The sequence below is a fragment of the Chryseolinea lacunae genome (assembly GCF_016735595.1).
Classification (GTDB): Bacteria; Bacteroidota; Bacteroidia; order Cytophagales; family Cyclobacteriaceae; genus Chryseolinea; species Chryseolinea lacunae.
Genome location: NZ_JAERRB010000006.1, coordinates 365894 through 388430, shown reverse-complemented (window position 1 = coordinate 388430; position 22537 = coordinate 365894). Strand labels below are relative to the sequence as shown.

The window sequence follows — 22537 nt, the reverse complement described above, 5'->3', positions numbered from 1 at the left end:
CCTTAAGGTGACTATAGCGGCGGGGATCACCTCTTCCCATTCCGAACAGAGCAGTTAAGCCCGCCAGCGCTGATGGTACTTGGATAACACCCGGGAGAGTAAGTCGTTGCCTATCTTTTATCATAAGCCTTGTTGAGTAATCAACAAGGCTTTTTTGTTTTTGAGCTAAGCTCAATCGCTATCAACATTTATCTTATCAGCCTCAACCTCTTCCCATGCCGATCCGCCAGCTGGAGGATAAGTCCCCGACGTGTCGGGGCCTGATGGTACTTTTCCCCCTAGTGGCGGACGGGAAAGTAAGTCGTTTGTGTATTCTTTTTTGTTTTTAGCCGCTTAAGTTGCTCATCACCATGTCCAAGTGCGGAACCTCATTACTTCTCTTGTCATGAGTCCGTTGTTATCGATAAGTCCCTGTAAAAGATTTCTTTAAACCATCACCGCCGTCTGCAAAGGACTGCGCTTTTTCTTGTATTTACCCTTCAATTTTCTACTTTTGTAACCCTTCTAAGGAGAAAAATGAAAACAGGAAAACGCATATGGACCTTGGCACTCGGCATCATCGCCGCCATGGCTGTTGTGTTTTTTCAACTGTTCTATTTCCAGACCGCAGGCCCTGCCAAGGTTTCCAAGAAGTCCGTGAAAACGGAGCAAAAAGAAAATCAGTCCGATAAGGATGAGGCTTATTTCTCCTTGCCCTCCAGCAATCTGCCTTCCTCGGCACATGTGCAGCTGAATCAGGATGTGTTTTTTCTTTTTGAAATTCTTCTCGGAGAAGATGCATCAGAAGAACGCAATATTCTTGTCGCGTCACCTCTAAAGAAAATCTTTTCGACGCTGCTGGGCTGCTTCATATCGCCCAACGCGCCCTAACACTCCGCTAACTAGCATCGACTGGTAAAACACATCAGGCAAGGTTTGCTCCTTCCTGTGTACTCCATTTCTCATTTTGTAATTTTTCTCTTCAACCATATGCAAAACAAAGGTTTAGTAATTTTTCTAACGGTAGTGATCACAGCGTTGTGCTTCTACTACCTCTCCTTCACGTTCGTGGGGCGCAAAGTGCAAAACGACGCCGTTGCGTTCGCCACCGATCCATCGGGCGCATTGAATGTTAACAAAAAACAGGCTTACCTGGATTCGATCTGGAACACGCCGGTCTACAACATCCTGGGTGCTGAATACACCTACAAGGAAGTGAAAGACAACGAGCTTAGCCTCGGCCTCGACCTTCAGGGCGGTATGCACGTTACGCTGGAGGTTTCTCCCATCGACATCATCAAAGGCCTCAGCGCCAATAGCCAGGACTCTGCTTTCCTCAATGCGCTGAAAAAGGCAAACGTCATTCAAAAGCAAACACATAAAAATTTCAGCGACGTGTTTTTTGATGTTTATCGCACAGATAATCCCGGCAAAAAACTGTCGACAATCTTTGCCAACTCTTTCACAAAAGGTAGCATCGCCATCACCGACGACGACAGTAAAGTGATTGGCGTGGTGAATGCTGAAATTGAACGCGCCATCGACCGCTCGTTCACCATCATCCGTAACCGTCTCGATCAGTTCGGTACATCACAACCTAACGTGCAGCGTTTGCCTGGCAGCGGACAGATTCAGGTTGAAATTCCCGGTGCCGACAACCCACAACGCGTACGCAAACTTTTGCAAGGCGTGGCCCGTCTCGAATTCTGGGACGTTGTTGAACCGAACAGCATCAACGCTTCACTTCTGGCCATCAACGATGCGTTGGTGAAAGAACAAAAAGCAGCTCCCGCCACAACAACTGTTGCCGGCACAGAGAAAAAAGGAGAAGACTTGTCGTCATTGCTGGGAGACTCTCTCAATACAAAATCAGACTCTGCAAAAACAGCAGACGTAGCCAAAGGACTTGACTCTCTTCAGAACCTGAACGTGTCGCCGCTCTTCGCGTTGAGCACACCTCCGGGCGCCTTTCGCTACTCTATTAAGGACACATCCAAGATCAACGATATCTTCCGTCGTGCCGACATCAAAAGCATGCTGCCCCGCACTGTTGGTGTTTTCTGGAGCAACAAAGCAGAGAAAGATCTTTCCGGACAAGAAGGCATCGAGCTCTATTTCCTCGACATCGGCCGCAATGGCAAATCGCGTCTGACCGGCGAAGTGATCACGGATGCACGCAACGACCTTGACGAATTGGCTCGTCCCGCAGTTAGCATGAACATGAATGCTGCAGGCACACGCACGTGGGCAAAGTGGACATCGGAAGCTTCCAGCAAAACTCCGAAAGGAAGAATCGCCATCATGCTCGACAACGTGGTGTATTCTGCACCTTCGGTAAATGGTGAAATCCCCAATGGCAATTCGCAAATCTCGGGCAACTTCACCGTTGAAGAAGCCAAGGATTTGGCCAACGTGTTGAAAGCAGGTTCACTGCCCGCACCTACTAAAATCGTTGAAGAAGCATCGGTCGGCCCCACACTGGGACAAGAGTCGATCAAGAACGGTATCATCTCGATCATCGTTGGCTTCCTTATCATCATCTTCTTTATGTTCGTGGTGTATAATGCATCCGGATGGGTGGCCGATCTGGCCGTTATTCTCAACTTGATTTTTCTGTTGGGTATTCTTGCGTCGCTGAACTCTGCGCTGACATTGCCCGGTATCGCCGGTATCTTGTTGTCGCTGGCTATCGCGGTAGATGCAAACGTGCTCATCAACGAACGCGTGAAAGAAGATATCAACGCGGGCAAGACCCTCGATGCTTCTGTGCGCGCAGGCTACAAAGGTGCGTTCACGGCCATCATCGATTCGAACGTGACCACCCTCATTAAAGGTTTTGTGTTGTTGACGTTCGGCTCGGGTCTGATCTACGGCTTCGCGGTGACACTGATCATCGGTATCATCTGTTCGTTCTTCACGTCGGTGTTTTTCACCCGTGTGATTTTTGAATACTTCATTCGCAAAGGCGTGAACATCAGCTTCTCGCAAGGCTGGTCGAAAAATTTATTCCGCTCCATCAACGTCAACTTCATTGGCAATCGCAAGATTTATTATTCTGTATCGGGTGCAATCATCATTGCCGGTATGACAATGTTGGCCTTTAAAGGCTTCAACTATGGTGTAGACTTCAAAGGTGGTCGCACGTATGTGATCGAGTTCCAAAAGCCGCTCACGGCGCAAACCATTCGTGAAAGCCTGACCGCTTCGTTTGAAGCTGCCCCTGAAGTGAAAACGTTTGGTGGTGCTACAAAATACAAGATCACAACCAGCTATCTGATCGACGATGATTCTGACGAAGCTACGGCGCAGGCAGAACACAAGCTCAACGAAGGTCTTGGCAAATTTGCCGACAATAAAGTGTCGGTGCTGAGCTCATACAAAGTAGGTCCTACCATCGCGAATGACATCAAGATCTCGGCCATCTGGTCGCTGGCTGTGGCCGTGGCGTTGATGTTCCTTTATATTCTTATCCGCTTCAGAAAATGGCAGTTTGCCCTGGGCACTGTGGTGAGTTTGTTCCACACGGTGTTGGTGGTGTTGTCGTTGTTTGTGTTGCTGGAAGATGTGATGCCTTTCTCGCTGGATATTGATCAGTCGTTTGTGGCCGCAATTCTTACGGTGATTGGTTACTCCATCAACGATAGCGTGGTGGTGTTCGACCGTGTGCGTGAGTTCTTGAACGCAAAACGCAGCGGACAAACTATTTCAAGTGTGGTGAACGATGCGTTGAACGATACCTTGAGCCGTACCCTCATCACGGGTATGTCTACCATCTTCGTGATCACGATTCTGTTCTTCTTTGGTGGAGAAACCATTAAAGGATTCACGTTCGCGATGTTGATCGGTGTGTTGATCGGAACGTATTCGTCGCTGTGTATCGGCACACCTGTGCTGGTAGACTTCTCTAAAGACGACAAACTTCCTGAAACAAAACCTGCTACCGGCAAACCGGTGACGGCATAAGCTGGCGAATAACAGCATACTAAAAAGGGTCTCGATTTTTTCGGGACCCTTTTCTTTTTTTAAGGAGTGTATGTTAGAGGTGCGTCTTCAAGGCATTCACAATGACGTGAAGCGCGCGTTCGAAATGACGGTTGTTGGGAATGATGAAATCGGCGTGGTGCATCAAGGGTTTGATAAGTGATTCATAGACAGGCATCACGTGGTGTTGATAGCGATAGAGCACGTCGTCGAGATCATAGCCGCGTTCGTCGTTGTCTCTTCGGATGCGGCGACTGAGCTTGAGATAGTCTTTGGCTTCAATGAAAATTTTGAGATCCAGTTCCTTTTCAATTTCGGCATAGTATTGCACGAAGAGACCTTCCACAATGAGTATGGGTGCAGGTCTGAATTCGAATGTCTTGGGAACTGCGTTGGGTTTGTTGAACGTGTATTCTTTTTTATACAGCGTTTCGCCCCGTTTCAGTTTCAGGATGTCGGCGTGAAGCTGATCGCGTTCGATGGCGCCGGGAAGGTCGAAGTTTTGCACACCCTGGTCGTCGATGACCTGGTGTTCGATAGGTCTATAATAATGATCTTGTGAGATCAGACAAATTTCATGCGGTTGAAAGTGGGCCGAGAGCTGCTCGATGAAAAAAGTTTTCCCGGAGCCGCTACCGCCCGAAATGCCAATGGTATAAGGTTGACGCATACAGGTTCAGATGCGTCAAAGTTACAAATAACTTTTAACGGCCGGCGGAATGATTTTGAAGGAACGCCTGCAATTTCTGCAGGGCCCGTGCGCGATGGCTCAGTGTGTTCTTTTCGCTCATGGTCATTTCAGCAAACGTGACCGTGTGGCCTTCCGGAACAAAAACCGGGTCGTAGCCAAAGCCGGAGGTTCCTCTTTTGGCGAGCGTGATGGTTCCTTTCACAATGCCTTCAAAAAGCAGTGGTTCCTGGGTGAGGCCGATCAGTGTGATGACGGTGCGGAATTGGGCTGCACGGTTAGTTTTGCCTTCCAGCTTTTGCAACAACAAGCCGATGTTTTCTTCGGCGCTGCGCTGTGGGCCGGCATAGTGTGCAGAGTCAACGCCTGGTTCGCCATGGAGGGCTTCAACTTCCAATCCGGTGTCGTCAGAGAAACAGGGAAGGTGGTAGTGTGTGTATACGTACTCTGCTTTTTGAAGCGAGTTGCCCTCGAGTGTGTTGGTTGTTTCGGGCAGTTCCTCGAAGCAGTTAATTTCTTGCAGGCTCACGATATCGATATGCGGCCCGGCCACGTGCCTGGCTTCACTTAGTTTATGGGCGTTGTTTGTTGCAAAGCAAAGTTTCATATGATTTAAGATGCGTGAGTAATTCAAAAGTACTAAAATAATAATCGCACATTCCGGTGCGACGTCATCAAAAAAAAGAGGCTTGATGATTTTCATCAAGCCTCTTTTGAGAAAATGAGTATGATCGTTAGTTCACAATGCTCACCAGCTCAATGTCGATGATGAGTGGAGTATTGGGCGAAATAATAACAGAGCCGCTTCCATCCTGTGCGCCCTGTGCGCCAAAGGCAAATCCAGAGGGAACGTAGAGCGTTGCTTTGGATCCGGTTTGCATTTTTTGCAATCCGATTTTGATGCCATGGATGTAGTCGATCACGCGGCTGTAGCTGTCGACTGTTGGCTCACGTTCAACGGTTGCCAACACCTTCGTGTCGTCCGACAGCAGTTTGATAGAATACTTCAGCTTCACTTTGCTATACCAGCTGGGAATTGGTCCCGAGCCGGGCGAGGTGATGACATAGCGGAGACCCGAGGCATCCTTCACTACATTGGCAACAGCTTTTGTTGTGATGTAGTTGTTGATGGCCGTGGTGTCGGTCTTGAATTGCGAAATTTGCGTTCCACCCACCATCACTTTGTTGAACTTAATGTCGAACACGAGAATGGAGTTCGCAGGTATTTTTGCAAGGTCAGTGCGGTTCTGGTATCCCCACAGTGAAGGGATGTACAATGTAGCTTCCGATCCGGCAGGCAGGGTTGTCAACGCGATTTTCCAACCGTCGATGTAGTTCTGCACTTTTCCTTTGGTGTTGCCGCTATCGAACGTGGCACCCGAACCAAAAAGTTTTCCAACATAATCTACATCCACAGAGTCTGTGAACTGACCGGGCAAGCCACTGCCTAACTTAGTGATGACCATACGGACACCATTAATATCCTTCACAGCAGAGATATTATTGGTGGAAAGAAAATTGTCAATCGCGGTCACATCCTGCGTCAACTGTAGTTGTGAATTATAGGTGTCTCCCGAATTCAAACACGAGGATAGCACAAACGATAGTCCCACAAACGTCAACGCCGCCCATCCAACTCCAATTAATTTCTTCTTCATATGGTTTATTTGGTTAATTATTTATTTACAACTTCTCGTTGCCTGATCAAATTCGGTTGCTACGCTCAGCAGTTGCACGTCGAAGATGAGGATGGCATCCGGAGGAATGGCACCGGGATATCCCTGAGGACCATAAGCAAGTGCAGAAGGAATATAGAATGTAGCCGAATCGCCAACGCCCAGTTTGGGGATGCCCAGCTTCCAGCCTTCAATTACGCCACCCAACGGGAACGCTATTTTTTCGGATTGATCAAACACACGGCCTTCTTTCAACAAGGTGCCTTTATACTTCACTTCCACACAGCTTTCGATCGAAGGTTTTGCGCCACTGCCTTGTGAGTGAATGACGTAGCGAAGACCGGTTGTGTCTTGCTCTGCTTTGATGTTGTTTTTGTCGAGGTATTTGGCAATGAGGGCCGCATCTTTAGCAGGCTGTGTTTTCTTTTTGGCTTCCAGGAGCTTGGTTTGAAACTCGCGGAATTGCTCCATGCGCATGATGTCTTTCACTTGCAGGTAGTATGAGATAGTCACGGTGGTGTCTACTTTGGGAGGCACAGGCTGGCCCACGATGTCTTTGAAGAATTTTGTGACGGGCATAGTCATGGCCACGCTGTCGCCTTTAGAGAGCATGCGGAACATTTGCACCATGCCGTTTTCGGTGGCGATGGCACTGCTGTCGGCAATCATCACGGCCGAAGGCATGCCTTCTTCGTGTGTGCTGTTCCAGGTGGAGTCTTTGGAATCTCTCAAAATGTAATCAAACACCAGGATGTCTTCTTTTTTGGGAAGTATGCCATTTCCGGCTGTCACCACGGTGAATTTGAGGCCGTTAGGGGTTACTTTTTCGGTTTTTTTGTCGCACGCAGCACACAGCAACGCAAGTCCGAGAAGCACTATTGAAATTCTATTCATGATTTAGTTTTGGTTAGACAGTTTATGGTTTTAAAAAGTTGTAACGCGGTTTGAATTTTTAATTTTAGTCGGCCAGCAATTGGTCTTTGTACTGGGGCAGCAGTTCCAGGAATTTTTTCACGGTCTGGTCCAGCGGCAGGTTTGACTGGCCACCGGCGGCGTTTCGGTGGCCTCCGCCCTGAAAATGTGCGCGGGCCATTTCATTCACCGAAAATTCGCCCAGCGAGCGCAGCGAAAGCTTGATGTTGTCTTTGCGATCGGAGATGATGACCGACAGTTTTATGCCTTTAATGGAAAGTCCATAGTTCACCAGCCCTTCGGTGTCGCCCGTCTGAGAGCCAAATCGCTTCAGCTCGTCCGAAGTCAGAACGATGTAGGCCGTGCGATATTCCGGCAACACCTGAAGTTTTTCCCAGAGCACATAGCCCATGAGGCGGAGCCGTTCGAGTGAGTTTGTTTCGTAGATCAGTTTCGAAACTTTATAGGGATTGGCGCCCCGCTGCACGAGGTCGGCCACGGTCTGAAAAACCCTGTAGTTGGTGTTGGAATGCCTGAAACCACCGGTGTCGGTCATGATGCCGGCATAGAGGCAATCGGCCATGTTGCTGTCCACAAGGTCCCTGTCGCCCAGCTCTACAATCAGCTGAAAAACCAGCTCGGCAGTTGAGGCGGCGGTGCCGTCCCATTGCTCGAAATCGGCAAATTTTTCGGGTTCGAGGTGGTGGTCGATCAGCACTTTTTTCACGGGCGACTGGCGCACCATTTCGCCCAGTTCGTTGATGCGATTCAGGCTGCTGAAATCGAGGCAAAAGATGAGGTCGGCCGCCGCGATGGCATTGGCGCAGGGTGCGGGCTTTTCTTTCTGAAAAACCATCACTTGCTCGTTTCCGGGCATCCACCCAATAAAATCGGGATAGTCGCTTGGGGTGATAACAGTGACGGCGTGCCCCTTTTTCTTCAGGTAGCCAGCCAAACCCAGCGACGAGCCCAGCGCGTCGGCATCGGGCTTGAAGTGGGTCAGAATGACCACCTTGCGGGGTGTGCTGACGTACTCTTTAAAGGCAGTAAGGTTTTGCATAGCTTCCTGAAAAAGCAAGTGGCAAAAATGAGCAATTTTAATGCATAGTCAATACGCAAGAATCAATAGTTCAGGACTATACGACCAGTTAAACTTTAAAAACTACGGCCCGTGCCATTTGCACTACGGACTTATATACTATTTTTGCGGCCGTTTAGAAGAATTTCCCCCGGCGGGAGTCTGAACCCGTATATCCGTAACCAAATTAAGATAAACACCATATTATGGCAGGAAACAGAACATTTACTATGATTAAGCCTGACGCCGTTAGCGCAGCAAATTCAGGCGCCATTATCAAATTGATTGAAGAAGCAGGTTTTCGCGTTGTGGCCGTGAAAAAGACACAACTCACCGAAGAGCGTGCCGGCGAATTCTATGCCGTTCACAAAGAGCGCTCTTTCTATAAAGAACTTTGCGAATACATGTCGTCGGGCGCCATCATTCCGATGATTCTCGAGAAAGCCAACGCAGTGGAAGATTTCCGCAAGCTCATCGGTGCTACCGATCCCAAGAAAGCTGAACCCGGAACCATCCGCAACTTGTTTGCCAAGTCGATCGAAGCAAACGCTATTCACGGATCCGACAGCGACGAGAATGCAGCCATTGAAAGCAGCTTCTTTTTTTCGGGCCTGGAGCGTTTTTAAGCTCCGGTAGAAGAATAGAGAAGAAATAAAAAAAGCGTCCCCTGAAAAGTGGGACGCTTTTTTTATGCGTGTCCGTTAGTTAAAACTAGTGAAGGTCGGGCAAGATGAAATCGTCGAGGGCGCTGGGTTGTTTCATTAAAGCTTCCACGTCTTCAACTTTGCGTGGAGCAAGTTTTGAAAGCTGGTCGTAGCCATCTTTGGTGATGAGGTAGTCGTCTTCGATGCGCACGGCAATGCCCCACCAGCGTTTGTCGCACTTTGAATTTTCGGGAATGTAGATGCCCGGTTCGATGGTGATCACCATGTTTTCGACCAGCCGGTCCGTTGTGCCTTTGTCGTGCACGTCAAGGCCAATGTGGTGGCAGCAGCCGTGGGGATAGTAGGAATGTGTGTCGGTTTCTTTAGCGATGATGCCCAGGTCTTTCAATCCCTTGTTGATTGTTTTTCGGGTGGCCACACCGAGCTCATAAAAGGAAGCGCCGGGCTTGCAAATTTTCATGGCCTCTTCCTGTGCCGCCAGCACCAGTTCATAGATCTGTTTTTGTTCGGGCGTAAACTTGCCCGACACAGGAATGGTGCGCGTGATGTCGGCGCTGTAGCCGTGATACTCTGCACCCAAATCCATCAAAATCATTTCCTTGCTGTTGATGGCAGGTTTGTAGTTGTCTTCATAGTGAAGAATGCACCCGTTGTTGCCGGCCCCTACAATAGAAGGGTAGCCCACATCTTCGGCCTGATATTTTTTGAATACAAATTCATGAATGCCCTGGATTTCGCGTTCCGACATGCCGGGTTTGATGGCCTTCATCACTTCGCGCTGCGAGGTGCACGATATGGAAACCGCTTTGCGGATCAGCGCAAGTTCCTGTGGGGTTTTGATTCCCCGGAGGTCGTTCAGAATTCCGTCGAGGCCGGTAGTGTTCAGGTTGTTTTTCTTTGGTTCGGGCTGGATGCCTAAGGCAGGAGTTTTCGAGGGATAGTTCGCTTTCGCTTTAAATTGTTCGATGAGGCTGTAGAGGTCGGCCGAATCCAATGCGTTGTCGCGCACGTCGTTAGTGAAATCGGTGAAGAGAACTTGCGAGAATTTTGTGAAGTCGACTTTGTATTTTTTGAATGTGGTGTTGCTGAACGCCTGGTTCAGGCCGAGCTGCGATTTCACGCCCTCGGTGCCGAGCCGTTTGCCGGTCCACAATTCCTGACTTTCGTTGTTGGGGCGCACGAAGATGATTTCGTCGTAGGCGGCTCCGTTTGCCGCGGTTTGTTTGTCTTTGAAAATGAACAACACGGCGTCGGTTTCTTTATACCCGGTGAGGTAGTAGAAATCCGGATCCTGGTGGTAAACAAAGTCCACATCGTTGGCGCGGTTGCGCACGGGATTGGCAAAGAACACGGCCACCGAATTGGGCGGCAATTTCTCGCGCAGTTTTTGGCGACGGTCTTTGTGGAAGTCGGCCGTCAGGAAATCTTCGGGACGGGATTCCTGGGAAAACCCAGGCAGGGAGAGCAGTAAACAAGCGAGCAATGCCAGCACTTTCATACGATCACAGATTTCTTCAAAGGTCGTGAAAAAACCGCTAAAGCCGACATGATATCCGGCCGGGAAACCGGAAGGAGGGCGGGTTTTGGATGATAATAGCTGATCAATTAAATTTCTTCGAGCTGATAGTCTTTTCCTTTTCCATAGGCGAGCAGGTCTTTCAGCTTATAGGTTTCGAGCGTGAGCAAGTCTTTCACTTTAAAATCGCCATCGACGAGGACTTTTTCGATGACAAATTCATTTCGCTCTCCAAAATTTATGAGGCGGTATTTTCGTCCAGCACGCAACACATCAAAAGAAAGCCCGGCCATTATTTCAGTTTTAGAAGGTCAAGTTCAAATTCCGGAAGCAGTGCGCCGCCGGAAAGTTTGTGGTGAAAGCCCGAAAATTCTTCGGGTGGTTTGCCGGGTTGGTAGATAAAAACTTTTTGTTCCAGGGGATCAATGAGCCAGCCCAATTGGCATCCGTTATTGATCCACTCCGTCATTTTGGTTTGAAGCGTTTTCAACACATCTGACGCCGAGCGTAGCTCCACCACAAAGTCGGGACAAACGGGGGCGAATTTGTTGCGTTCCTCGGGCGTCAAAACTTCCCAACGTTCTTTCTTAATCCACGACAAATCCGGAGAGCGAATAGAACCATCGGGTAGTGTGAATCCTGCCGACGAATCGAATGCATAGCCAAGTTCGGGATGTTCGTGAAGCCAGTTTCCAAAAAGCACTGTGAGGGTGAAATTTTTATTACTTGAGTTGGCTCCGACAGGTGACATAACTGTGACTTTACCGGTAACGTCGCGTTCGAACCGCCAGCCCGGATGCGATTCGCAGACTACGAAAAACTCGTCGTCTGTGAGGCCTTCGGGATATGATTTGGGAGGTGTTGAACGCATGCTATAAAATTAACCAATCGATTTTATAAATCCTCTTCACGCTCCAGCATCAAAATGGACGCTTGTGGAACAATGAAATATTTTTCTTCCTCGTAAATCACTTCAATAGCGCCTTTTTGCAGGAAGATGGCCAGGTCGCCCTCCTGTGCCTGCAGGGGCAGATATTTCACGGAGTCTTCTTTGCCTTTCCACACATCGTCTTCGTCGGCAGGCAAGGGCAATGGATAGCCCGGGCCGACTTTGATGACATAGCCGCTTTGAATTTTTTCTTTCTCCTGAACACCCGGCGGGAGGTATAGGCCGCTGGCCGTTTTGTCGGATTGTTTGCCTGTTTTGATCAGCACGCGGTCGCCTACCACGATCAGTTTTTTTAGCTTGTTGTCTGCTGTGATTTTCATACGTCAAATATTTACTGCGAATGCAATTCGTGTGGAAAAAGTTTCCGGGTTGATTGGAAGCCAACGTTCATTTTTGAAATTCTTACTTTGCGTCAAACAAATCGCCTTGGTCGGTGGCCCGGTCCACAAGGCGTTGGTCCACGTTTTTGCTGGGAGAAATTCCAAGCTTCTTGAATTCTTCAACGCGTCGCACAAGGTTGCCCGTGCCCGATGTTAGTTTGTTCATAGCACTTTCGTAGCTCGTCTGCGTTTTGCGAAGGGCCCCGCCGATTTCGATGAGGTCTTCGGTGAAGCCTTTAAATTTTTCGTAGAGCCCGGTGGCCTGCCGCACAATCTCGGCGGTGTTCCGGTTTTGATATTCCTGCTTCCACGTGTTTTTGATGAGCTGCAACGACGGGATGAGCAACGTGGGGCTCACAAAGACAATACGTTTTTCAAGCGCCTCTTCATACAACGTCTTTTCACTTTGAATGGCCAGGATGTAGGCCGGTTCAATGGGAATGAACATGATCACAAAGTCGGGGCTGTTGTCGGAAATGTTGCGTTGATAATTTTTGTCGCCCAGCAAGCGCATGTGTTGCCGGATGGAGACAAGGTGATTTTTGAGATACATCACTTTGTCGGCATCCACATCCGAATTCACAAAGTTGTTGTAGGCCGTGAGGCTCACTTTCGAATCTACGATCACGTGTTTTCCTTCCGGAAGGCGGATGATCACATCGGGGCGAAGGCGACCTTCGGCGGTGGTGAACGATTCCTGAACAAAATATTCGCGATCTTTTTCCAGGCCCGATTTTTCCAGGATGCTTTCGAGAATGAATTCGCCCCAGGCACCTTGCGCTTTGGTGTCGCCGCGGAGGGCGCGTGTCAGGTTTTCGGCTTCGCGTGTCATTTGCACGTTCAGCTTCTGCAGGTTTTCGAGTTGCTCGCGCAGGGCGGAATTTCTGGAGATAGAGTCGCGATGTGTTTCTTCTACTTTCTTCTCGAACTGCACAATCTTCTCGCCGAGGGGTTTCAGCAAGTCAAAGATGTTGGCTTTGTTTTGGTCTGTGAATTTTTTGCTCTTGTCTTCAAAAATCTCGTTTGCCAGGTTTTTGAATTGCACGGCAAAACGTTCGTTCAAATTTTCTACTTCCTTGCGCTGCTCCGAAAGTTTTTCCTGTAGGTTGCGATAATCGGCTTCGGCGCTGGCCAGGCTGTTGTTGGCTTCCATGGCGCTTCTCCGCTCCAGGTCAAGTTCGCGCTTCATTTCCAAAAGTTGCGTTTGCAATGCTTTGCCCTTCTCCTGCTCTACCAGAATGGCTGTGCTATGTCCCTGCCCTTCGGCCGAACCTTTGAATTTAAATATCAGCCACGACGCCACGGCTCCCACACTGATTCCAACAAGTAATAAAATGATGTCCATGAGGCGTAAAGATATTTCAGGATTAGGGTGAGGCCAAGCAAAATCAGTCTTTATCGCGATTTGTTTTGAAACCGATAGGGCGCGGGTGTGCGGCAGGTTCCAACAATTCCTTGATGAGGGCATAGATGTTACGGATGTGTTTGTTCCGATCTGCGCCGGCAGTCTCCAGCGATTCGATTCGCGCCAGCAGATCTTTGTAGGACATGATGAGCTGCCGCATCTTCACAAACACCCGCATGATCTGGATGTTGACGTCGATGGCCTGCGGGCTTTTGAGCACCGACGACAACATGGCCACGCCTTGCTCTGTGAACGCCATGGGCACATAGCGCGAGCCTCCCCAACTTGAGGTCACAATTTGTGACCTCAAGTCTTCCCACTCGTCCGGCGAAAGCTCAAACATGAAGTCGGGCGGAAACCGGGTCCGGTTTCGCTTCACCGCTTGCTTCAGAACTTTTGTGGGAACGCCATACAGTTTGCTGAGGTCCGCGTCGAGCAGCACCTTCTGATCGTGGATGACATAAATTTTTTGGAAGATGTGCTCTTCGGGCAGAACGGATGTTGGCGACATAACGGCTTGTCTTTACGTTTGATGGAAGTGAAAATACCGCCTTTGGGACGATGGTGATGCTGGTGTAGCCAAACAGTTTGTAAGCGTTTATTTTTTTCCGGAAAGAGGCGTGGAAATGCTTGAATTTGATTGTCGCAGATAAAAAAATCGTATCAAAAATGGTGGCTGAAATTCTGGGTTTAAATCGTTTAAACTTTGTTTTTGGTTCCGGGGCGCGGACAATACGCCACTTCGTTGTCCCCACGATCTAGGCTTTCAGGCGCCTATTTGATAGATTTGTAATGGCACAAAGTGCTTCAAACCGAATTTTATGGTGGAAACGATCAACTCAAGCCAAGAGGCTATTTTACTGGAAGAGCAATACGGAGCGCACAACTATCATCCGCTTCCCGTGGTGCTCAGCAAGGGCGACGGTGTTTTTTTATGGGACGTGGAAGGCAAACGTTATTTCGATTTTTTGTCTGCCTACAGCGCCGTGAACCAGGGCCATTGCCACCCGCGCATTATTGATGCGTTGATTGGCCAGGCAAAAGAGTTGACGCTCACCTCGCGTGCCTTTCACAACGACAAGCTGGGCATCGCCGAAAAATATGTGTGCGAATTGTTTGGCTACGACAAGGCCCTGTTCATGAACAGCGGCGCAGAAGCCAACGAAACGGCCATCAAACTTGCCCGCAAGTGGGGCTATACAAAAAAAGGAATCCCGACCGATCAGGCCGTGATTGTGGCGGCGCGCCAGAATTTTCACGGCCGCACCACCACCATCATTTCGGCATCGTCCGATCCGTCGGCGCGTGCGGGCTTTGGTCCGTTCATGCCGGGCTTTGAGGTGGTTGACTACGACAACGTGGCTGCCCTTGAAAAGGCGTTGGCCAACCCTAACGTTTGCGCGTTGTGGATCGAACCCATTCAGGGTGAAGCCGGCGTTTATGTTCCAGCCGAAGGCTACCTGAAGGCGGCCGAAACCCTCTGTCACAAAAACAACGTGCTGCTGATGATGGACGAAATTCAAACCGGCATTGCCCGCACAGGCGAAATGCTGGCGTCCGATCACGAAGGCGTGCGTCCCGATTTGCTCATTCTCGGAAAGGCGTTGTCGGGGGGCGTGTTGCCCGTCTCGCTCGTGTTGGCCGACGATGAAATTATGCTGGTGATCAAACCCGGCGAACATGGCTCAACCTTTGGCGGCAACCCGCTGGCCGCCGTGGTGTGCATGGAAGCGCTGCAAGTGGTGGAAGACGAGAAGCTTGCCGAAAATGCGCATCGCCTCGGCGTGGTGTTCAGAACCCGCATGACCGAGTTGATGAAGAAGACAACGCTCATCACCAAAGTGAGAGGCAAAGGATTGTTGAACGCGATTGTTATTAACGATTCGCCCGAAAGCGACACCGCCTGGAACCTTTGTGAAGAACTGATGCGCAACGGCCTGCTGGCAAAACCCACACACGGCAACATCATTCGCCTGGCTCCCCCGTTGGTGATCACCGAAGAGCAAATTCACGAATGCTGCGATATCATTGAGAAGTGCGTGCTGAACGCCACGAAATAAAAATCAAGGAACTGAATCATCCTGATCTATCAAGAAAATACGGTGCCCGCATATGCAGGCACCGTATTTTTTTTGGAAAAGTTTTTCACGATAAAACGCCCAGGCTTTTCAATTCGGAACGAAGCTGCTCGGGCGAGTGGAAATGGATGGTGGGAAGACCGATCGCATTTGCCCCAACAATGTTTTTGTGATTGTCGTCGATGAAGATGGCGCGTGCGGGGTCCACGTTGTAGCGATCGAAAAGAATCTGGTAGAACTCGGGAAAAGGCTTCCGTGTTTTTTCCACACCCGACACCACAATGCCTTCAAACCAATGGAGGAATTCGAAATTGTCGAGTGCCCATGGGAACGACTCGGCCGACCAGTTGGTGAGCGCATAAAGCCGATGTTTCGAGGCAGTTTTGATTTCTTTCAGAATGTCGACGGTGCCAGGCAGTGAACCTTGAATGGTTTCCTGCCAGCGATCATACCAGGCGTTGATGGGTTCGGCAAATTGGGGATGCAGGGCCAGCAGTTCATCGGTGGCTTCGCGGAACGAACGGCCGCCGTCCTGTTTGTCGTTCCAGTCGGCGGTGCAGACGTTGCCCAGGAACCAGTCGATTTCGTCTTCGGTCTTGAAGATTTTCCGGTAGAGGTAGCGTGGGTTCCAGTCGATGAGCACACCGCCCAGATCAAAGATCACGGTGTCTATTGTGTTGTTCTTCATGGTTGTGGTGTACGAAAATATTTCACACAGGATGCCCCGTGTGCTTCAAATTCTTTTTCAAAGGTCATCCCGATTTTTTCCAGCACCCGGATCGACGCGCGGTTTTCTTTCATGGCGCGCCCAATAATTTTCCGGAGCCTCAGCGTATTGAAGCCATAGTCAAGGCAAGCTTTTGCCGCTTCGGTGGCAAACCCCTGGTTCCAATACCGTTGCGAAAAGCGAAAACCCAGGTCGGTTTCATCCGTCGCTACATTGTAGCTCAATCCACACCAGCCTATGTAGGCCATGGAAGGTTTCAGCAGCGTGGTCCATCGGCCATAGCCAGCTGTTTTGTAGTTGGAATAGTGTTGAATGAATGTGCGGGTTGCCTCTTCAGACGCGAAGGGAGGATCGCCGGTGTATTGAATCACCAACGGGTCGTTGTTTAGTGCAAACATCCCGACAGCATCGGCTTCCGAAAATTCGCGCAGCAGCAACCGAGGTGTTTCGAGAACGGCGGTCACTTGATATGTTCAAGCCTGCCGGCCACCAACTCGGGAGTGATGCGGTTCAGACAGGCAAAGTCGCCCCGGAAACATTTTTCTTTTCCGTATACGGAACACGGCCTGCACGGAAGTTCTTCGCGGCTAATTTGCACGATGCTTTCTTCGCCCTTGCGGAAAGGTCCGAAGCCCACGTCGGGATGTGTGCCACCCCAGATGGAGAGCAGCGGTATTCCCATGAGCGCGGCCAGGTGCATGTTCGACGAATCTACACACAGCATGCCGTCGAGGTGCTGCATGAGCGCAAGCTCCTGTTTCAGTTTTAGCTGGCCCGCGGCAATGACCACGTGTTCGGGAAATTTTTTGAGCAGCGAATCAAAGAAGGCCACTTCTTTCTCGCCTCCGCCAAACAGAAAAAATTTCACGGGTCCTTGTTTGATCAATTGCTCCATCAACGGGCTGTAGTTTTGCAGCGGCCAGATTTTGGAGGTGTGGGCGGCAAACGGCGCGATGCCGATCCAGCGTTCTTTCTTTACCAGGTTGTTTTTGGTGAGCCACTCCGCGACCTGCTCGCGTGTGCTGTCTTTCAACACCATGTAGGGTGCGGCGCCAATGGCAAACGGATAGCCTGCTTTTTCGAAGGCCATGCGATAGCGTTCCACGGTGTGGGGCAACGGCTCGGTGCGTTTGTTTTCTTTTTGGGTGAACGTGTGTTTTTCCGGTCGTCCTTTTTCAAACACCACCACGCGCTGTCCAAAGATTTTGAAAAGGCTGCGCAGCAAAATGGTGCGCATGTGATCGTGCATGTCCACCACCAGGTCGTAGGTGCCTTTGCGCAGCAGCTTCTTGAACAGTTCGCGCATGCCAAAGATGCCGGTGTAGGTATAGTCGACATCGGCCGGGAAGGGAACCACGCGCTCGATGTCGGTGAAGAACGACGCAAATTTGGGACGGGTCACCACCGTCACTTCAACGTCGGGATAGGCGTTCACCAGGGCGCGCACAACGGGCACCAGGAGCACCACATCGCCCATGGCGGAAAAGCGTAGGATCAATATTTTTTTTAGTGCCACGTCTTTGAAGCTGCGTTTTTTTAGGAAACAGGTTTGTTCGCGTACAACATCGGGTTAAGGGACGCGTCGTTATACATTTTCATCTGGCGATACACTTTGAAACGGCGTGCGCCGGAACCAATGTCTTCCATCAGTTCGTCGAAGGCCAGCGCCATGTCGTGTTGCTGTTCGAGCAACACGTTGAGTTTTGCCGTGCATTTTGCAATGTGGTCGGCACTGGCATCTTTCCGTTCGGTTTGCTCTTTCATGTGGAAAATTTTCAACATCAGGATGCTCATGCGGTCCAGCAACCAGGCAGGGGTTTCTGAATTGATGCGTGCGCCTGGTTTTGGCACCACCGCGTTGAACTGTTCGAGAAAATAATCGTCTATTTTCTCAACAAGATCGGTGCGGTCCTGGTTTGATTTATCAATCCTTCTTTTCAGCGCAATGCCGTCTACCGGATTGATGTCGGGAAGACGGATGATGTCTTCGAAATGCCATTGCACTGTGTCGATCCAGTTTTTGGCGTAGAGCAGGGCCTCAAAACTTCCCGTGGGATATGGATTTTTGATGGGCGTGTCTACATGGTCTGTTATGTGGTAGTCGTCGATGCTGCGTTGAAAAATTGTATAGCTGTCGTGGGCCGTTAACATAGTGAGCAATTAGTGCGCAATTTAATTAATTTGGCATTGAGCGCGGTTACTAATAAGGTAATCGCCGCCATGAAGTTAGGAAGAGAAACGCATTTAAAAACAAATCCCAGCCACTAACTGCATGTCATCGCATCATTTTGTGAGAGAAGGCCAGGAGCCGGCCTTGTTCATTCTGGACCCGCTTCCGTTTCCCCTTGCCGGCCCGTTGCTGGAGTGGGCGCCACTGGTGTTGGCTGCCGGAAATATTCTGGAAGATGTGCTGTCGTGGGGAATCAAACTGGACGTGGTGCTAGCCCATGCCGAGCAAACCGAGCGGGCGTCGTTCATGCTGTCGAGCCAGGCTCCGGTAGAGGTCGTGACCCTTGCTGCGGGCGAGTCGTTTTTGCAATGCGGGCTGCAATTTTTGAATAGCGATGCACAAACCGATGTGAACCTGCTGGCCGTGGCCACAGAAGACACATTTGATGGGGTGGAGAAATTCAGAGGCGCGTTGCGGGTCAGCATCATCGAAGAAAATCTCAAGTGGTCGATCATATCCTCGGGCTATTTTGAAAAATGGATCACCGCCGGCACACTTCTGAAGGTCCGCAAGAGCACATCGTCGCAGGTGTTGCACCTGCAGGGGCTTCAGGCCACGGCGCACGAAGCGTTTGAATGTGCCCGCACCGGCATGGTCACCATCCGCGCCCAGGGATCGTTTTGGGTGGCAGAACCCCTGTAGGCCATCGATTTGCAGTTTGAAATGCCCTCTGGAAAGCTTTCTGAATAAATCTTTTTTCAGCCATAGGGGTAAAACTTTTCCCGATTGTCATAACCCCAAAGCCGCAAAGCCGTAAATTTCGCTGTTAACACTTAACCAAAAGCAGTGGAAGTATCGGTAGACCAGCTTGTTGAAACGCTGAAATCAGGAGATATAACTGCCTTTGAGATGTTATTTAGAACTTTTTATCAACCCCTCTGCAATTACGCCCACACCTTCGTCCAGGACCGCGACGAGGCTGAGGAGATTGTTCAGTCCACCTTTCTGAATGTTTGGGAAAAGCGCGAGGATCTTTCCATCCACACCGGCGTGAGGCCCTATCTCTATGCCATGGTGCGCAATGCCAGCCTCAATGTGCTGAAGCACGAAAAAATAAAACAACAACACGTGGCCCTCGAACTGGCCGTGGCCGACCGCAGTGTGGAATCGGTGGCCCGCACCGTGATGGCTTCTGAACTGGAAACAAGAATATATACCGCCATGGACAAGCTGCCGGAACAATGCCGGCTAGTGTTCAAGCTAAGCCGCTTCGAAGAACTGAAGTATGCCGAAATCGCCGAGCAGCTGAACATATCGATCAAGACGGTGGAAAACCAAATGGGAAAAGCATTAAAAATTATGCGCGAACAGCTGAAGGATTACCTTCCGTTGCTGATCGTGCTGATGAACGGATTTTTAAACTAAGGCCTTGAGCACGAACCTGAACCATATCGACGACCTGATTGGAAAATATCTGGCGGGAGAAGCCAGTGTAGAGGAGACTGCCTTTGTGGAGTCGTGGGTGAAGGCTGACGAGCAAAACAAAAAATACCTCGACCAGCTTCGCACCATTTTCACGAAGGCGGCTGCCGTAAAAGAAATTCAAACCTACGACACAGACGCCGCCTGGAAAAAACTGAAGTCGTCCATGAAAGACGGCGCGAAGGTGCGCACCCTCTCCGCCCAACCCAATCCATTCTTCATGTCGCGGGCGTGGCGCGTCGCCGCCAGCGTGCTGGTGATTCTGGGCGTGGGGCTGTTTGCCTACCGCATGCTCAATCCATCCACGGTGCCGCCGCTGGAGGTGGCCACCAACAAAACCACCGAAGCCGACACCCTGCCCGACGGCAGCGATGTGTTTCTGAACCGCGAAACCAAGCTCACCTATTCCTACGACAAGAAGAAGAAAGTGCACCTGGTGAAACTGAAGGGAGAAGCTTACTTCAACATTCAGCACGAAGACAACAAAACGTTCCTCGTGCAGATTTCCGACATCTTCATTCGCGACATCGGCACGGCGTTTAACGTGAAGGCCTATCCTGATTCCGACATCATTGAGGTGGTGGTGGAACAAGGCGAAGTGATGTTCTATTCCGAAAAAGATTCGGGTGTTTACCTGCGCGCCAACGGCAAGGGTATCTACAATAAGAAGACAAAAACCTTCACCATCGATCAGCCCGAAGCTAACGTGTTGTCCTACAAAACAAAATTCTTCAGCTTCAGCAACACCGATCTGAAAAGCGTGGTGGAAGCGTTGAACGACGTGTACGACAAAAAGATAGTGTTGCGTGGCAACGTGGCCAAGTGCAGGCTCACGGTTTCGTTTAACAACGAGAGCCTGGAACAGATTGTGGAGGTAATGAAAGAAACATTGAACCTCACCGTAACGGATTCGGGTGGACAAATTGTGCTGGAGGGTACGGGTTGTGTGGCGCCTTAGAATTTCCGGAGCGGTTTGTGGCGTGTGGCTGCTTTTGCTTTGTGTGGCCGCCGGCATGGTGGAGGCCAAAGACGAATCGCCGCCGCTGCTCGAAAAAGTGATCAGCATCACCTTCGAGAACGAACCGCTGGACGTGGCCCTGCGGAAAATCTCCAAACAAGGCGACTTCATTTTTTCCTACAACGCCGCCCTGGTGAATGCCAGCAAAATGGTGACGGCCTCGTTCACGAAAAAAACGGTTCGCGAAATTCTGGATCAGCTTTTTGCGGGCACGGTGCAGTATAAAACCAAGGGCAAATACATCATTCTAACAAGAGCCACTACGTCGCAGCGCAAAGAGCCCAAACTCTATTCGGGCTATATTGTAGACGAAGCCACCGGAGAAAGGTTGAAGAACGTGAGTGTCTATGACCCGGTGTCGCTGTCGTCTACCGTCACGGATTCGTATGGCTACTTCGAAATCAAGATCGACAAACCGCCCGCCGATGTTATTCTGGCGGTGAACAAATTAAACTATACCGACACACTCGTGACGGTGGGCGCCGACGAAAACGGTTTGCTGAAAATCCCGATCCGCTTCAACGAAGAAAAAATTCTGACACTGGCCGACAGCGTGCGCGAAAAGATCAGGCGTTTCTGGAAAACAAAAATACTCGCCCCCAAGTCGGTGAACACCGACAACATCCGCGACACACTCTATCGCAAACGACAACTCTCGCTGGTGCCCTTCATCGGCACAAACCACAAGCTGAGCGCCAACGTGGTGAACGACTATTCCTTCAACATCTTTGGCGGCTATGCGCTGGGCGTTCGCAAGTTTGAAATGGCGGGCATGTTCAACCTCGACCGCGGCGACGTGCAAGGGGTGCAGATGGCCGGGATGTTCAATCTTGTGGGCGGGCATTCAAAGGGGTGGCAAATGAGCGGGCTGTTCAACGTGGTGCGCGACAGTGTGAAAGGTGTGCAGCTGGCGGGTCTTGTGAACGCCGACTGGAATTCGTCGGGAAAAATTTCGGCCGCGGGGCTATTCAACATCACACACCACCAGTCGCGCGGGGTGCACCTGGCGGGGTTGGGGAACCTTACATTGGGAGAACAGAAAGGTCCGCACGCTGCCGGACTTTTTAATTTGGCAACACAGGATGTTCAGGGCGTGCAGGCTGCCGGTCTTTTGAATTTCACGGCGGGCAAAATGAACGGTGCGCAATTGAGCGGCATCCTGAATTTTGCAACACACGAAACAAAGGGAGCGCAGGTATCGGGGATGATAAACGTGGCGGCTACCCGCATGAAGGGCGCACAAGTGTCGGGCCTGCTCAACTATGCCACGCGCATTCAGGGAACACAAGTGGGCTTGATAAACATTTCCGACAGCATCAAGGGTGTGCCCATTGGGTTTTTCAGCTTTGTGCTGAAGGGCTATCACAAAATAGAAGTCTCGGCCGATGAGATCTTTTATACCAACGTGGCCTTTCGCACGGGCGTGCACCGGTTCTATAACATCTTCACGGCGGGCGCAAAGCCCGACACCTTCGAAGGCGACAAAACCCTGTGGATGTTTGGCTATGGTGTGGGCACGGCCCCGCGCCTCAATCGCTGGATCAGTTTGAATGTTGACTTAACGGCCAACCAGGTTGTGCAGGGCAACAGCTTCGAGAAGGTGAATATGATCAACAAAGTTTTTGTTGGCGTGGAGCTGGAGCCGATAAAAAAAGTGGCGTTGGTGGCTGGCATAACGCTGAACGGCTACTTGACCGACACTACCTACAAGGAATACCCCACGCTGTTCACAAACTACACGCCCAGCTTTATCTACGACCACACCTACAGCAACGACATGAACCTGAAGATGTGGTGGGGCGCAAAAATTGGATTGAGATTCCTATAGACTGT

General features: G+C 50.3%; 23 protein-coding genes and 1 rRNA gene. 9 read left to right on the top strand and 15 right to left on the bottom strand.

The window, feature by feature from the left end; translation table 11 throughout:
* Nucleotides 1-3 precede the first annotated feature (3 nt).
* From rrf to secDF, 3 genes are all read left to right on the top strand, one after another.
* Nucleotides 4-115 (top strand): 5S ribosomal RNA (gene rrf, locus JI741_RS19480).
* Between the two features lie 401 nt (nt 116-516).
* Nucleotides 517-870, top strand: a complete 354-nt coding sequence (locus tag JI741_RS19475) for a hypothetical protein (protein ID WP_202012759.1) — start codon at nt 517-519, stop codon at nt 868-870.
* 99 nt (nt 871-969) lie between these two features.
* Nucleotides 970-3942, top strand: coding sequence for a protein translocase subunit SecDF (gene secDF / locus JI741_RS19470; RefSeq protein WP_202012758.1), 2973 nt, complete (start codon nt 970-972; stop codon nt 3940-3942).
* A gap of 73 nt (nt 3943-4015) precedes the next feature.
* Here the strand turns inward: secDF and JI741_RS19465 are convergent, their stop codons facing one another.
* The 5 genes from JI741_RS19465 to JI741_RS19445 all read right to left on the bottom strand — a co-directional run bounded on the left by JI741_RS19465 (nt 4016) and on the right by JI741_RS19445 (nt 8296).
* Nucleotides 4016-4630: a uridine kinase family protein gene (locus JI741_RS19465; RefSeq protein WP_202012757.1), complete on the bottom strand. Its 615-nt coding sequence runs from the start codon at nt 4628-4630 to the stop codon at nt 4016-4018.
* A 34-nt stretch (nt 4631-4664) separates the two neighbouring features.
* Nucleotides 4665-5255, bottom strand: a complete 591-nt coding sequence (gene rdgB / locus JI741_RS19460) for an RdgB/HAM1 family non-canonical purine NTP pyrophosphatase (RefSeq protein WP_202012756.1) — start codon at nt 5253-5255, stop codon at nt 4665-4667.
* A 127-nt stretch (nt 5256-5382) separates the two neighbouring features.
* Nucleotides 5383-6306 carry an FKBP-type peptidyl-prolyl cis-trans isomerase gene (locus tag JI741_RS19455; RefSeq protein WP_202012755.1) on the bottom strand — a complete coding sequence of 308 codons (924 nt, stop codon included), beginning with the start codon at nt 6304-6306 and terminating at the stop codon, nt 5383-5385.
* A 21-nt stretch (nt 6307-6327) separates the two neighbouring features.
* Complete coding sequence (locus JI741_RS19450) at nt 6328-7218, bottom strand: FKBP-type peptidyl-prolyl cis-trans isomerase (protein ID WP_202012754.1); 891 nt, start codon at nt 7216-7218, stop codon at nt 6328-6330.
* A gap of 64 nt (nt 7219-7282) precedes the next feature.
* Nucleotides 7283-8296: a DHH family phosphoesterase gene (locus tag JI741_RS19445; protein WP_202012753.1), complete on the bottom strand. Its 1014-nt coding sequence runs from the start codon at nt 8294-8296 to the stop codon at nt 7283-7285.
* A 224-nt stretch (nt 8297-8520) separates the two neighbouring features.
* Between JI741_RS19445 and JI741_RS19440 the strand changes: the two genes are divergently transcribed.
* On the top strand, nt 8521-8940 hold the full coding sequence (locus JI741_RS19440; RefSeq protein WP_202012752.1) for a nucleoside-diphosphate kinase: 420 nt from the start codon (nt 8521-8523) through the stop codon (nt 8938-8940).
* Nucleotides 8941-9025: 85 nt separating this feature from the next.
* Here JI741_RS19440 and JI741_RS19435 read toward each other — a convergent pair whose 3' ends face one another.
* The 6 genes from JI741_RS19435 to JI741_RS19410 form a co-directional block, all read right to left on the bottom strand.
* Nucleotides 9026-10477: an aminopeptidase P family protein gene (locus tag JI741_RS19435; RefSeq protein WP_202012751.1), complete on the bottom strand. Its 1452-nt coding sequence runs from the start codon at nt 10475-10477 to the stop codon at nt 9026-9028.
* 107 nt (nt 10478-10584) lie between these two features.
* Nucleotides 10585-10788, bottom strand: coding sequence for a hypothetical protein (locus tag JI741_RS19430; RefSeq protein WP_202012750.1), 204 nt, complete (start codon nt 10786-10788; stop codon nt 10585-10587).
* A complete protein-coding gene (locus JI741_RS19425) occupies nt 10788-11366 on the bottom strand; it encodes a Uma2 family endonuclease (protein ID WP_202012748.1) in 579 nt (192 codons plus the stop codon). The genes JI741_RS19430 and JI741_RS19425 overlap by 1 nt, the downstream gene beginning before the upstream one ends.
* Nucleotides 11367-11389: 23 nt before the next feature.
* Nucleotides 11390-11764: a co-chaperone GroES gene (locus JI741_RS19420; protein WP_202012746.1), complete on the bottom strand. Its 375-nt coding sequence runs from the start codon at nt 11762-11764 to the stop codon at nt 11390-11392.
* Nucleotides 11765-11846: 82 nt separating this feature from the next.
* Nucleotides 11847-13169 carry a DNA recombination protein RmuC gene (locus JI741_RS19415; protein ID WP_202012744.1) on the bottom strand — a complete coding sequence of 441 codons (1323 nt, stop codon included), beginning with the start codon at nt 13167-13169 and terminating at the stop codon, nt 11847-11849.
* A gap of 43 nt (nt 13170-13212) precedes the next feature.
* On the bottom strand, nt 13213-13740 hold the full coding sequence (locus JI741_RS19410; RefSeq protein ID WP_202012742.1) for an ORF6N domain-containing protein: 528 nt from the start codon (nt 13738-13740) through the stop codon (nt 13213-13215).
* A gap of 310 nt (nt 13741-14050) precedes the next feature.
* Between JI741_RS19410 and rocD the strand changes: the two genes are divergently transcribed.
* The gene (rocD, locus tag JI741_RS19405; protein WP_202012740.1) at nt 14051-15289 is read left to right on the top strand and encodes an ornithine--oxo-acid transaminase; all 1239 of its coding nucleotides are present in this window, start codon (nt 14051-14053) and stop codon (nt 15287-15289) included.
* Between the two features lie 85 nt (nt 15290-15374).
* Here rocD and JI741_RS19400 read toward each other — a convergent pair whose 3' ends face one another.
* The 4 genes from JI741_RS19400 to JI741_RS19385 are packed head-to-tail and all read right to left on the bottom strand — an operon-like array spanning nt 15375 to nt 18185.
* The gene (locus tag JI741_RS19400) at nt 15375-15995 is read right to left on the bottom strand and encodes an HAD family hydrolase (protein ID WP_202012738.1); all 621 of its coding nucleotides are present in this window, start codon (nt 15993-15995) and stop codon (nt 15375-15377) included.
* Nucleotides 15992-16498 carry a GNAT family N-acetyltransferase gene (locus tag JI741_RS19395; protein WP_202012736.1) on the bottom strand — a complete coding sequence of 169 codons (507 nt, stop codon included), beginning with the start codon at nt 16496-16498 and terminating at the stop codon, nt 15992-15994. The genes JI741_RS19400 and JI741_RS19395 overlap by 4 nt, the downstream gene beginning before the upstream one ends.
* Entirely contained in the window at nt 16495-17550 is a 1056-nt protein-coding gene (locus JI741_RS19390) for a glycosyltransferase family 9 protein (protein ID WP_202012734.1), read from the bottom strand. Before JI741_RS19390 ends, JI741_RS19395 begins: the two co-directional genes overlap by 4 nt.
* A gap of 20 nt (nt 17551-17570) precedes the next feature.
* On the bottom strand, nt 17571-18185 hold the full coding sequence (locus JI741_RS19385; RefSeq protein ID WP_202012774.1) for a DUF4254 domain-containing protein: 615 nt from the start codon (nt 18183-18185) through the stop codon (nt 17571-17573).
* A gap of 121 nt (nt 18186-18306) precedes the next feature.
* Between JI741_RS19385 and JI741_RS19380 the strand changes: the two genes are divergently transcribed.
* The 4 genes from JI741_RS19380 to JI741_RS19365 all read left to right on the top strand — a co-directional run bounded on the left by JI741_RS19380 (nt 18307) and on the right by JI741_RS19365 (nt 22532).
* Complete coding sequence (locus tag JI741_RS19380) at nt 18307-18906, top strand: hypothetical protein (protein WP_202012732.1); 600 nt, start codon at nt 18307-18309, stop codon at nt 18904-18906.
* A 144-nt stretch (nt 18907-19050) separates the two neighbouring features.
* Entirely contained in the window at nt 19051-19629 is a 579-nt protein-coding gene (locus JI741_RS19375; protein WP_202012730.1) for an RNA polymerase sigma-70 factor, read from the top strand.
* A gap of 4 nt (nt 19630-19633) precedes the next feature.
* Nucleotides 19634-20644: a FecR family protein gene (locus tag JI741_RS19370; RefSeq protein WP_202012728.1), complete on the top strand. Its 1011-nt coding sequence runs from the start codon at nt 19634-19636 to the stop codon at nt 20642-20644.
* Between the two features lie 22 nt (nt 20645-20666).
* Entirely contained in the window at nt 20667-22532 is a 1866-nt protein-coding gene (locus tag JI741_RS19365; protein WP_202012726.1) for an STN and carboxypeptidase regulatory-like domain-containing protein, read from the top strand.
* Nucleotides 22533-22537: the final 5 nt, after the last annotated feature.

Coding starts and splice junctions, on each gene's coding strand:
- JI741_RS19400 (WP_202012738.1), bottom strand. CDS start 15,995: ATGAAGAACAACACAATAGACACCGTGATCTTTGATCTGGGCGGTGTG.
- JI741_RS19450 (WP_202012754.1), bottom strand. CDS start 7,218: ATGAATAGAATTTCAATAGTGCTTCTCGGACTTGCGTTGCTGTGTGCT.
- secDF (WP_202012758.1), top strand. CDS start 970: ATGCAAAACAAAGGTTTAGTAATTTTTCTAACGGTAGTGATCACAGCG.
- JI741_RS19445 (WP_202012753.1), bottom strand. CDS start 8,296: ATGCAAAACCTTACTGCCTTTAAAGAGTACGTCAGCACACCCCGCAAG.
- JI741_RS19430 (WP_202012750.1), bottom strand. CDS start 10,788: ATGGCCGGGCTTTCTTTTGATGTGTTGCGTGCTGGACGAAAATACCGC.
- JI741_RS19435 (WP_202012751.1), bottom strand. CDS start 10,477: ATGAAAGTGCTGGCATTGCTCGCTTGTTTACTGCTCTCCCTGCCTGGG.
- JI741_RS19420 (WP_202012746.1), bottom strand. CDS start 11,764: ATGAAAATCACAGCAGACAACAAGCTAAAAAAACTGATCGTGGTAGGC.
- JI741_RS19475 (WP_202012759.1), top strand. CDS start 517: ATGAAAACAGGAAAACGCATATGGACCTTGGCACTCGGCATCATCGCC.
- JI741_RS19425 (WP_202012748.1), bottom strand. CDS start 11,366: ATGCGTTCAACACCTCCCAAATCATATCCCGAAGGCCTCACAGACGAC.
- JI741_RS19385 (WP_202012774.1), bottom strand. CDS start 18,185: ATGTTAACGGCCCACGACAGCTATACAATTTTTCAACGCAGCATCGAC.
- JI741_RS19380 (WP_202012732.1), top strand. CDS start 18,307: ATGTCATCGCATCATTTTGTGAGAGAAGGCCAGGAGCCGGCCTTGTTC.
- JI741_RS19465 (WP_202012757.1), bottom strand. CDS start 4,630: ATGCGTCAACCTTATACCATTGGCATTTCGGGCGGTAGCGGCTCCGGG.
- rdgB (WP_202012756.1), bottom strand. CDS start 5,255: ATGAAACTTTGCTTTGCAACAAACAACGCCCATAAACTAAGTGAAGCC.
- JI741_RS19410 (WP_202012742.1), bottom strand. CDS start 13,740: ATGTCGCCAACATCCGTTCTGCCCGAAGAGCACATCTTCCAAAAAATT.
- JI741_RS19415 (WP_202012744.1), bottom strand. CDS start 13,169: ATGGACATCATTTTATTACTTGTTGGAATCAGTGTGGGAGCCGTGGCG.
- JI741_RS19440 (WP_202012752.1), top strand. CDS start 8,521: ATGGCAGGAAACAGAACATTTACTATGATTAAGCCTGACGCCGTTAGC.
- JI741_RS19455 (WP_202012755.1), bottom strand. CDS start 6,306: ATGAAGAAGAAATTAATTGGAGTTGGATGGGCGGCGTTGACGTTTGTG.
- rocD (WP_202012740.1), top strand. CDS start 14,051: ATGGTGGAAACGATCAACTCAAGCCAAGAGGCTATTTTACTGGAAGAG.